Annotated in this window: 12 protein-coding genes; 8 read left to right on the top strand and 4 right to left on the bottom strand. The window is 59.9% G+C overall.

Annotated features, from left to right (window positions below):
- Positions 1-67 precede the first annotated feature (67 nt).
- From rsmI to gshB, 3 genes are all read left to right on the top strand, one after another.
- Positions 68-925 (top strand): 16S rRNA (cytidine(1402)-2'-O)-methyltransferase, encoded by an 858-nt coding sequence (gene rsmI / locus ACR0E2_RS13580; RefSeq protein ID WP_480446762.1) that lies wholly within the window; start codon positions 68-70, stop codon positions 923-925.
- Between the two features lies 1 nt (position 926).
- Positions 927-1,298: a YraN family protein gene (locus ACR0E2_RS13575; RefSeq protein ID WP_171119670.1), complete on the top strand. Its 372-nt coding sequence runs from the start codon at positions 927-929 to the stop codon at positions 1,296-1,298.
- Between the two features lie 61 nt (positions 1,299-1,359).
- Positions 1,360-2,292, top strand: a complete 933-nt coding sequence (gene gshB, locus ACR0E2_RS13570; protein ID WP_171206023.1) for a glutathione synthase — start codon at positions 1,360-1,362, stop codon at positions 2,290-2,292.
- On the opposite strand, the gene ACR0E2_RS13565 is transcribed toward gshB, so the two are convergent.
- The 4 genes from ACR0E2_RS13565 to cobU are packed head-to-tail and all read right to left on the bottom strand — an operon-like array spanning position 2,289 to position 5,887.
- Complete coding sequence (locus ACR0E2_RS13565) at positions 2,289-3,803, bottom strand: YifB family Mg chelatase-like AAA ATPase (RefSeq protein ID WP_480446761.1); 1,515 nt, start codon at positions 3,801-3,803, stop codon at positions 2,289-2,291. The two genes, gshB and ACR0E2_RS13565, sit on opposite strands and share 4 nt — an antisense overlap.
- 47 nt (positions 3,804-3,850) lie before the next feature.
- Positions 3,851-4,732: a glutathione S-transferase gene (locus ACR0E2_RS13560; protein ID WP_480446760.1), complete on the bottom strand. Its 882-nt coding sequence runs from the start codon at positions 4,730-4,732 to the stop codon at positions 3,851-3,853.
- 58 nt (positions 4,733-4,790) lie between these two features.
- Positions 4,791-5,369, bottom strand: a complete 579-nt coding sequence (locus ACR0E2_RS13555) for a histidine phosphatase family protein (protein WP_480446759.1) — start codon at positions 5,367-5,369, stop codon at positions 4,791-4,793.
- Positions 5,366-5,887 (bottom strand): bifunctional adenosylcobinamide kinase/adenosylcobinamide-phosphate guanylyltransferase, encoded by a 522-nt coding sequence (gene cobU, locus ACR0E2_RS13550; protein ID WP_480446758.1) that lies wholly within the window; start codon positions 5,885-5,887, stop codon positions 5,366-5,368. The genes ACR0E2_RS13555 and cobU overlap by 4 nt, the downstream gene beginning before the upstream one ends.
- A 99-nt stretch (positions 5,888-5,986) precedes the next feature.
- Between cobU and ACR0E2_RS13545 the strand changes: the two genes are divergently transcribed.
- From ACR0E2_RS13545 to ACR0E2_RS13525, 5 genes are all read left to right on the top strand, one after another.
- The gene (locus tag ACR0E2_RS13545) at positions 5,987-6,865 is read left to right on the top strand and encodes an RNA polymerase factor sigma-32 (RefSeq protein WP_152456879.1); all 879 of its coding nucleotides are present in this window, start codon (positions 5,987-5,989) and stop codon (positions 6,863-6,865) included.
- Positions 6,862-7,686 (top strand): ChaN family lipoprotein, encoded by an 825-nt coding sequence (locus tag ACR0E2_RS13540; protein WP_480446757.1) that lies wholly within the window; start codon positions 6,862-6,864, stop codon positions 7,684-7,686. Before ACR0E2_RS13545 ends, ACR0E2_RS13540 begins: the two co-directional genes overlap by 4 nt.
- Before the next feature lie 63 nt (positions 7,687-7,749).
- The gene (gene coaBC, locus ACR0E2_RS13535) at positions 7,750-8,946 is read left to right on the top strand and encodes a bifunctional phosphopantothenoylcysteine decarboxylase/phosphopantothenate--cysteine ligase CoaBC (protein WP_171229749.1); all 1,197 of its coding nucleotides are present in this window, start codon (positions 7,750-7,752) and stop codon (positions 8,944-8,946) included.
- A 15-nt stretch (positions 8,947-8,961) separates the two neighbouring features.
- On the top strand, positions 8,962-9,417 hold the full coding sequence (gene dut, locus ACR0E2_RS13530) for a dUTP diphosphatase (RefSeq protein WP_171119662.1): 456 nt from the start codon (positions 8,962-8,964) through the stop codon (positions 9,415-9,417).
- Positions 9,417-10,466 carry a HesA/MoeB/ThiF family protein gene (locus ACR0E2_RS13525; protein ID WP_480446756.1) on the top strand — a complete coding sequence of 350 codons (1,050 nt, stop codon included), beginning with the start codon at positions 9,417-9,419 and terminating at the stop codon, positions 10,464-10,466. The genes dut and ACR0E2_RS13525 overlap by 1 nt, the downstream gene beginning before the upstream one ends.
- Positions 10,467-10,526 lie beyond the last annotated feature (60 nt).

Here is a 10,526-nt window from a genome sequence, read left to right as displayed (position 1 = left end):
CGGCGGCTGTGAATGCTTCTGTTCTGTTGAGCCGCGATAATAAACGTCACGCTGTGAGGGTCCAGCTTTGAATTTCCAAAAGATCAGATTGGCTGCGGGCCTGTATTTTGTTGCCACTCCGATCGGAACCGCGCGCGATATTACGCTCAGGGCGCTGGATGTTCTGGCCTCGGCCGATGTGATAGCGGCGGAGGACACCCGGAGCCTGCGGCGGTTGATGGAAATCCATGGCATCCCCCTGGAGGGTCGGCATATCCAAGCCTACCATGATCACAGCGGCGCCGGGGCGCGTGGCAGACTTATGGATGCCCTGGCACAGGGACAATCGGTCGCCTATGCATCCGAGGCGGGTATGCCGCTGATCGCTGATCCGGGATATGATCTGGGCAAGCAGGCGGCCGAAGCCGGGCATATGGTGACCTGTGCGCCCGGGGCATCCGCTGCCATAACAGCGCTGACCCTGGCGGGTCTGCCAACGGATTCATTCTTTTTCGCAGGTTTCTTGCCCAATGCATCGGGCGCACGCCGGACCCGGATTGAGGCTTTGAAAAACATACCAGGCACCTTGGTGTTCTATGAATCCCCAAAACGCGTCTCGGCCAGCCTTGCAGATCTTGCGGAATGCCTGGGGGCAGACCGCCAGGCGGCCTTGTGCCGTGAACTGACGAAAAAGTTCGAAGAAATCCGCCGTGGAAGACTGGCCGATCTGGCGGCGGAAATTCAGGAAAAACCGGTCAAGGGTGAGATCGTTTTGCTGGTGGATCGCGGCTATTTGCAAAGCGTTAACGAATCCGACGTAGAAGAGGCTTTGAAACGAGCTTTGGAAACCCACTCGGTTCGGGACGCAGCGGATCTTGTGTCAGAAATGTATGATCTGCCGCGCCGACCTATTTACCAGAAAGCTCTGAAACTGGGAAAGGGATGACATGGGGCGGCGTGCAATTCAGGGCTCGGTTTCCTATCAGGCGGGACAGTCAGCCGAGCTTCGGGTCGCCTCGGACTACGAGCGCCGGGGGTTTGCAATTGCGCATCATCGGTGGCGGGGTGCCGGTGGTGAAATCGATCTGATTGCGCGGGACGGCGATGGGCTAGTGTTCATCGAGGTCAAGAAAAGCTCCAGTTTCGAAAATGCTGCAGCCCGGATCAGCCAAAGACAAATTGACCGAATCTGTGCTTCAGCCGCGCAATACCTGGAAAACGAACCGGGTGGGCAATTGACCAATGTCCGCTTTGACGCGGCACTGGTAGATGGCACTGGCGCGGTTCAAATCATCGAAAACGCCTTCGGTCACGCCTAAGCCCCATTGAACCCTCAGGCCTGCTGGGCCATGTATCTTGCGTGAAACTGAGGGACACGCCATGAAAATCGCCTTTCAAATGGACCCGATCGGGGCCGTGGACATCAACGCCGACAGCTCATTCCGTCTGGCGGAAGAGGCGCAGGCGCGCGGTCATTCGTTGTTTTTCTACGGGCCGGATCAGCTGGCCTATCAGGAAGGTCGTATCACGGCGCGCGGCCATGACATGACCGTGCAGCGGGTCGCTGGCGATCCAGCGGTTCTGAGCCCCGAACGTGAAGTTGACCTGGCCGATTTCGACGTGGTCTGGCTGCGTCAGGATCCACCCTTTGACATGCATTACATCACGTCCACCCATCTGCTGGACCGCCTGAAAGGGCAAACGCTGGTGGTCAACGACCCGTTCTGGGTTCGGAACTATCCTGAAAAACTGCTGGTTTTGGATTTCCCTGACCTGACGCCGCCGACAACGATTGCCCGTGACATAAAAACGATCAAGGCGTTCAAGGAAAAGCACGGCGATATCATCCTCAAGCCGCTTTATGGCAATGGCGGTGCGGGCGTGTTCCGACTGGATGCCAATGACCGCAACCTGACCTCTCTGCACGAGCTGTTCACGGGGTTCTCGCGCGAGCCTCTGATCGTGCAAAAGTTCCTGCCGGATGTCAGCAATGGCGACAAGCGGGTGATCCTGGTGGACGGTGAACCGGTTGGCGCAATCAACCGGGTGCCGGCCGCGGGCGAAACGCGGTCAAACATGCATGTGGGCGGACGCCCGGAAAAGATCGGGTTGTCAGAGCGTGATCTGGAGATCTGTGCCGCCATCGGGCCGCTGCTGAAGGAAAAAGGTCAGATTTTTGTCGGGATCGACATCATTGGCGACTATCTCACCGAGATCAACGTGACCTCGCCGACCGGTATTCAAGAGCTGGAACGGTTCGACGGCGTGAACATTGCCGAAAAGATCTGGCAGGCGATTGAAGCCAAGATCTAAGCCATCACGCGGGCGCTGATGCGAAAGCTCAGCGCCTCTGCGACATGTGGCCTGCGGATGTCGGCTGAGCCGTCCAGGTCGGCGATCGTCCGCGCCACCCTCAGAATGCGATGAAAGGCACGGGCCGATAGGCCGAACCGATCAGCCGCCTTCAGCAAAACTGCTTTTCCTTCTGCATCGGGTGTTGCGATCTGTTCCAGAACTTTGCCTTCGGCGTCGGAATTCTGACGCATCTCTGGCATTCCCCGAAACCGGTCTGCCTGTATGGCGCGGGCGTTTTCAACCCGCGTGGCAACTGTCGCCGAGCTGTCGCCGGAAGGGGGCAGATCAAGATCGGTGAAGCCCACAGGCGGAACTTCGATCCGCAGGTCGAACCTGTCCATCAAGGGCCCCGAGATACGGTTCAGATAGTCTTCGCCGCAGCCGGGTGCGCGAGAGCAGGCGCGCGATGGATCCGTCAGGTAGCCGCATTTGCACGGGTTCGCGGCGGCCACCAGCATGAAGCGGCAGGGGTATTTCACATGGGCATTGGCACGCGCCACCATGACTTCTCCGGACTCTATTGGCTGGCGCAGGGTCTCCAGAACCGTACGCGGAAATTCGGGGAACTCATCCATGAACAGCACGCCGTTATGCGCCAAAGAGATCTCACCGGGCTTGGCACCTTTGCCCCCGCCGACAATGGCTGCCATTGAGGCCGTATGATGCGGTTCCCGAAAAGGACGCGTGCGGTTGATGCCGCCTTCATCCAGCAACCCGCACAGGGATTGGATCATCGAAGTTTCCAACGCTTCGACTGCGGTCAGCGGTGGCAAGATGCCCGGAAGCCGTGCAGCCAACATGGATTTGCCCGACCCCGGCGTGCCGATCATGATCAGATGGTGACGCCCGGCTGCCGCGATTTCCAAAGCGCGTTTGGCGCGTTCCTGCCCCTTTACATCGCGCAGATCCCGCACGCTGGGCGTCAGATTCACCTCGCCGGGTTGTGCCGCCGGCAAAGGGCACTGTCCCGAGAAATGGCGGACGACATCGCCCAGGGAACCCGCGCCGATAACCTGAGTGGCGTCGACCCATGCAGCCTCGGCGCTGGAAGCTTTGGGACACAGCAACATGCGTTCCTCGGATGCGGCCGTCATGGCGGCGGGCAGGGCGCCGACGACAGGCACCAGAGAGCCATCAAGCGACAACTCTCCCAGTGCGACCGTTCCTTCGGCGGCATCGGCTGGGATGACCTCGAGTGCCGATAACAGCGCGACTGCGATGGGCAGGTCGAAATGGCTGCCTTCCTTGGGCAGATCCGCAGGAGACAGGTTGATCGTAATTCGTTTAGAGGGCAGAGCGATGGCCATCGCACTCAGCGCGCTGCGGACACGGTCGCGGGCTTCGGACACGGCCTTGTCGGGAAGGCCAACGATGGAAAAGGCCGGCAAGCCGGGCGATACGGCACATTGCACCTCGACCGGGCGGGCTTCGACGCCGTGAAAGGCAACAGTGTGGGCGCGGGCGACCATGGCAGTCCTGTTCTTGGTTAACAGGGTGTTGCTGCCATGATTGTGGTTTAAGAGTCGTTAACGGTTGCGCGCAATGCAGCGAATTTTGGCCACGCGTCGGGATCGGCAATTGTTTTGTCGCGGCAGAATGGATTGCAGAAGCCCCAGCATTTTCCATCCAACTCCAGAAATTCCGCAACGGGTTTGCCGGAATACGGGCAAACTTGGTTGATTGACGGGCCGGAGACCGGCTTGGCGGTTGAAACCCCTCCGATCGGCCAGGGCTTGGACGGCAAATCCAGACGATAGGGAAAAGGGTCGTATCTGACAGTCAGGCCCATTGCGCGCCATTGTCTGACGGCGGGGTCTGACAAAAGGTCCAGGCAATAGGTCCGGTTCGCCTTGGAAACTGGCAGCCCATATCCGATGATCCGCGCTGCGACAGGTGTGTAAAACACGTCCGCCAGCGAATACGAGCCGAACAACGGGCCTTGTTCCACACCTGACATTATGCGCGCATGATCCCAGAGTGTTTCGATGCGTGCCAGATCTGCCAGTGTTTCATCTGATGGGTCGAAATCCTGCCAGACGTGCAGCAATTGCATCGGGCATTCACCCCGCAAGGCTCCAAACCCTGCCACCATCTCGGCGCACAGCCAGCGGGCGGTTGCCCGGGCGGCGGGATCTGATGGCCACAACCCGGCATCAGGGTGGCGCTCGGCCAGGGTTTCAGCCATGGCCAGGCTTTCGCCCACCACAGTTCCTTCCGGCAGGCGCAGGGTAGGAACAAGTCGCGCTGGGGCCAAGGGCTCCATATCCTGTGCCATGGTGCCCGAATACAGGCCAATCATGTGGCTTCTGTAGGGCAGGTTGAATTTCTCAAGCATCAACCAGCCACGCATTGACCAGCTGGAGAAGAGGCGGTCGCCGATATACAAATCATATGTCATACGCAGACGATGCCGCAGGTTCGCAGTTCGGTAAAACAGTGATTTGTGCGGGGTCTGTTCACGGAAGGTGATTGATTGTACCGACAGACGACCTGTCTGCGTCGATCAGGATATCCGTCACCGACAGGTTGTCGATTCGGTGTGAAAAAGTCTGTTGTCCGTCCAGATCAAGGGCGCGCTGCACTTGCGTGAGGATAACGCCGAAATGCGCAACGATGACCAGATCGCGGCCGGAATGTGCTGAAACAAGCGTGTCGATCGCCGCGTCGACCCGATTGCGGACGTCGTTCCAGCTTTCACCTTGCGGCGGGCGGACATCGCCGGGGTTGTCCCAATATGCAAAGGCCAGTTCCGGGTCTTCGGCTTCGATTTCGGCAAATCCGCGCAACTCCCAGTGACCAAAATGAATTTCCCGCAAGCCCGGATCATGAGGAAGGCGTTGACGTTGACCTTGTATGGCCGTGGCGGTGTCAACTGCCCGTGACAGATCGGACGAGATCACAAGCGCCTCGGGCGGCAAATGGTCGTTCAGACGTTTCAGTGCGGCTGTATCACTCAGGTCGGCGGGCAGGTCGGACCAGCCGACCATGGTTTTCGCGTGCGTCGGCCCGTGTCGAACAAGGTGAAGGCGCGTCACGGCAATTGCCCTTTCAGAACCAAGGGCAACCCGGCGGTGATCTGCACCACCAGATCGGCCTGCGCTGCAAGCGCGATGTTCAACCGCCCCTGGGCTTCGCGAAACCGGCGGGCCAGGGCGTTGTCAGGGACAATACCGTGGCCAACTTCGTTCGAGACAATCACGATTTGCGCCGGGCATGCACGAAGGGCGTCAAGCAGGGCGGTTTGTGCCGCTTCCAGATCGGATTCGGCCAACATGTGGTTGCTCAGCCACATGGTGGCGCAGTCAATCAGGCAAATCTGATCGGGCGACAACGTGGCCAGAACCGGCCCCGGATCAAAAGGTTCTTCAACCGTGGTCCAACCGTCGCCGCGTTGTTCAAGATGGCGCTCAATCTTCTGGCGCATCTCGTCATCAAACACTTGTGATGTCGCAAGGTAAACTCGGCTTTTCCCCCGAGAAACAACCAGTTCTTCGGCGAAAACCGACTTGCCCGACGCGGCCCCACCCAGAACCAAGGTTAAATCCGGCGACACAGTACTTACCTATAGTTGATCCGTTTGGTGCTGTTTTGCGTAAAGGTCATAGGTCGGCAAGGCAAGTCTGACCAGTACCTGCAAACAGGGGAGAGGTTTATGGCACTAGATAATGCGACGGACTTTTCGATGTCCCGGCAAGCAATGAAGGCCGAGCTGCTGGATGCGGAAACCGAACTGAAACTGGCTTATGCCTGGCGTGATGAGCGTGATGAACAGGCGTTGCACCGTCTGATCACCGCCTATATGCGTCTGGCGATTTCGATGGCGGCCAAGTTCAAGCGCTATGGCGCGCCGATGAATGATCTCATTCAGGAGGCAGGCCTTGGCCTGATGAAGGCCGCAGACAAGTTCGATCCGGATCGCGGCGTGCGGTTTTCGACCTATGCCGTATGGTGGATCAAGGCAAGCATTCAGGACTATGTCATGCGGAACTGGTCCATGGTTCGGACCGGGTCAACTTCATCTCAGAAGTCGCTGTTTTTCAACATGCGCCGAGTTCAGGCCCGGCTGGAACGGGAAGCCGCCACCGAAGGTCAGGAACTGGACCGTCATCAATTGCATCAGATGATCGCCACGGAAATCGGTGTGCCGCTGCGCGACGTCGAGATGATGGAAGGTCGTCTGTCCGGCTCTGATTTTTCGCTGAATGCGGTGCAATCCGCTGATGAGGATGGGCGCGAGTGGATTGATGCCCTGGAAGATGACCGCGAGCAGGCAGCCGAAGCAGTTGAACACAGCCATGACACCGAACAACTGCGCAAGTGGCTGTTGACGGCGATGAATGCCTTGAATGATCGCGAGCGTTTCATTGTGCGCGAGCGCAAGCTGCGAGACCCCGCACGAACCCTGGAAAGCCTTGGAACCGAGCTGGGTCTGTCCAAGGAACGTGTACGTCAGCTTGAAGCCGCAGCCTTCGCGAAAATGCGCAAGAACCTTGAAGCCCAGTCGCGCGAGGTGCAACACTTCATCGCATGAAACAGTTTGCGATTCTTGTGTGCGTTCTGGGTCTTACGGTTGCGGCAGCGCGACCGGGGCTGGCAGATCGACTTGTTCCCGCTGATGCCATGTCCGCGATGCGGGACGCCGATGTCGTGATATTGGGGGAAGTTCACGACAACCCGACGCATCATCTGGTGCAGGCCGAAGCGCTTGAAGCTGTTTCACCCTCGGCCGTCGTCTGGGAAATGGTCACGGAAGAAGGCGCGCAGAGGCTTGCGCAGAAAGCTGTGTCCAACCCGGAAGAACTGAGCCGTATTCTGGAATGGGCTGAAAGTGGCTGGCCGCCGCTTAGCATGTATTATCCGGTGTTCGAGGCGTCAGGCGCGCCGGTGTACGGGGCCATGGTTCCGCGTGCTGCTGCGCGTGCCGCGATGGAACGCGGTGCCGCCACGGCGTTGGGTGCAGACGCGGCGCGTTATGGTCTGACGGTGCCTCTATCGTCTGAAGAACAGGTCGCGCGCGAAGCCGACCAGTTGGCGGCGCATTGCGATGCGCTTCCGGCTGAAATGTTGCCCCAGATGGTTGCGATCCAACGATTGCGCGATGCTGTGCTGGCCCGGGCCGTGGTCCGTGCGATGGACGAAACCGGGGGTCCGGTTGCCGTGATCACCGGAAACGGTCATGCGCGAAAGGATCGGGGCATACCGACCTATCTTGCGCGCCTCAGACCTGGTTGGAAAGTCGTGGCCGTCGGACAATCGGAGGATGGAGCAATCGACGGAGAATTCGATATCGTGATTGATAGCCCCACGGCCGAGCGCGAAGACCCCTGTGCGGCATTTCAGGTTCAGAATTAATCGCTGGAACTACCTGCGGGCCTTGCCTAATGTCGGGGCCGACCGGGACGGGAAGGGCTGAACATGCTGTCATCCAAACGCATTCTGCTGATTATCGGTGGCGGAATCGCGGCCTACAAATCGCTGGACCTGATCCGCAGGTTGCGCGAGCGTGGCGCGGACGTAACCCCTGTATTGACGCGCGCTGCGGAAGAGTTTGTGACGCCGCTGTCGGTATCGGCTCTGGCAGGTGAAAAAGGCTATCGCGATCTGTTTGACCTCACTGATGAGGCCGAGATGGGGCATATTCAACTGTCCCGCTCTGCGGATCTGATCGTCGTGGCACCCGCAACGGCGGATCTGATGGGCAAGATGGCCGCAGGGCTGGCCAACGATCTGGCCTCGACGCTTCTGATGGCCACGGACACACCCATTCTGTGTGCGCCCGCGATGAATGTGCGCATGTGGACCCACCCGGCAACACAGCGAAACCTGAAGCAGCTGCAAGCGGATGGCGTGCGCTTTGTGGGCCCGAACGAAGGCGACATGGCCTGTGGCGAATACGGTCCGGGGCGCATGTCAGAGCCGCTGGAAATTGTCACGGCGGTTGAGGCTCGGTTGTCTGCGGGGCCCTTGGCGGGCAGGCGGGTGCTGGTGACGTCCGGCCCGACGCATGAGCCGATAGATCCGGTCCGGTATATAGCCAACCGTTCGTCCGGGGCCCAAGGTGCCGCCGTGGCCCGGGCGCTGGCGGAATTGGGGGCCGAGGTGACCTTTGTGACCGGCCCGGCAGACGTGCCGCCCCCGGTGGGTGTGCGGGTCGTACCTGTCGAAACCGCGCAACAGATGTCTGATGCAGTTGATGCAGCTCTGCCCGTCGATGCCGGAATATTCGCGGCTGCGGTCGCGGACTGGCGGGTCGCCAGCGCATCGGACAAGAAGCTGAAGAAAAGCCGCGATGGCCTGCCGGTACTGGAATTCGCCGAAAACCCGGACATTCTGAAACGTGTTTCCGGGATGGGCGTGAACCGCCCGCCGTTGGTTGTAGGCTTTGCGGCCGAGACCGACAATGTGATCGAACACGCCACGGCCAAGCGTCTGCGCAAAGGCTGCGACTGGATCGTCGCAAACGATGTCAGCCCTGCAACAGGCATTATGGGCGGGTCAGAGAATGCGGTCATCCTGATTTCGGACAACGGGGCCGAGGAATGGCCCCGTATGGGCAAAGGCGAAGTTGCCCGGCGTCTGGCGGCGAAAATCGCGGACGCGTTGGCGGGCTGAAGGAAAGGCAAGGGCATGGTTGCAATCCGGGTGATCCGCGAAGACGGGGCAGACCCCGCCGTGGCGCTTCCCTCTTACGAAACCTCGGGGGCGGCCGGCGCGGACGTGCGTGCCAATCTGCCCGGCGGCGCGCCGATTACGCTGGACCCCGGTCAGCGGGCGCTGGTGCCGACCGGCCTGCGCATTGAAATCCCACAAGGGTATGAGGTGCAGGTTCGGCCCCGCTCGGGCCTTGCGTTGAAGCATGGGATTACACTGCCCAACACGCCGGGCACTATCGACAGCGACTATCGTGGGCCTTTGGGCGTGATCGTGATGAATGCGGGACAGGAACGGTTCGAGATCGCCCACGGAGATCGTATCGCGCAGCTTGTGGTCGCGCCGGTAGTGCAGGCAACGTTTGAACTGGCTCAGGCTCTGGGCGAAACCGATCGCGGGGCTGGCGGTTTCGGCTCGACCGGGCGCGGCTGATGCTGTTGGTTTTCATCCTGGCTGCTGGGCTTTGGGGTGTCGGTTATATCGCCGGCACGTCGAAAAAAGCGCGGGTGGTTTCCGTGAGTGTGTTGCTGGCCGGCGTCATACTGTCCCATCTGATCTTGCCGGATGGGCACCCTCTTCGCGAAGCAACGGGTGGGTCTGCGGCGCTTTGGCTGATCCTCGTGGGTTTCGCGGCGCTGGCTTTGCTGTATGGCAGAATACTCAAAGCCTTGCGTAACCGCGCAGTTTCAACTTCGGAACCGGAGCCCGACATGCCCTCGGACCGATTTACCGAGGCCGAGCTGGACCGCTATGCCCGCCATATCGTTTTGCGCGAACTGGGTGGGCCCGGTCAGAAAAAACTTAAAAAAGCCCGCGTACTGGTAATCGGCGCAGGTGGTCTGGGCGCACCTGCGCTGCAATATCTGGCGGCTGCGGGTGTCGGCACGATCGGGATCATCGACGATGACGTCGTCGAGAATGCCAACCTGCAACGACAGGTCATTCACCGGGACGCGGATATTGGAATGCCCAAGGTCTTTTCGGCGCAGCAGGCGATGGAGGCGCAAAACCCGAAGGTCGTTGTTTTGCCCTATCACCGTCGCTTGAGCGAGGAAATCGCCACCGACCTGTTTGCAGACTTCGATCTGATCCTTGACGGAACCGACAATTTTGAGACCCGGTATCTGGCAAACCGAACCGCCGTCGCGTTGGGCAAACCGCTGATTTCGGGGGCTTTGTCGCAGTGGGAAGGTCAACTGAGTGTGTTTGACCCGGCCAATGGCAGCCCCTGCTATCAGTGCATCTTCCCAGAGGCCCCGGCCCCCGGTCTGGCCCCGTCCTGTTCCGAGGCCGGTGTGATCGGCCCGCTGCCGGGCGTCGTCGGATCGATGATGGCGGTCGAGGCGATCAAGGTGATAACGGGCGCCGGCATGGCGCTGCGCGGCGAGATGCTGATCTATGACGCGCTGTATGGCGAAAGCCGAAAGATTGCTCTGACCCGCCGGGACGATTGCCCCATTTGTGGCATGACAAACGATTAACCTTTCTTCACATGGGTGGGGTGTTCTGGAACACCCGGCCATGGCGACATAGCTATGGGA

It is taken from the genome of Ruegeria sp. A4, from assembly GCF_056543025.1.
The sequence above is the reverse complement of the archived record's forward strand: the minus strand, read 5'-3'. Positions and strand labels throughout refer to the sequence as shown.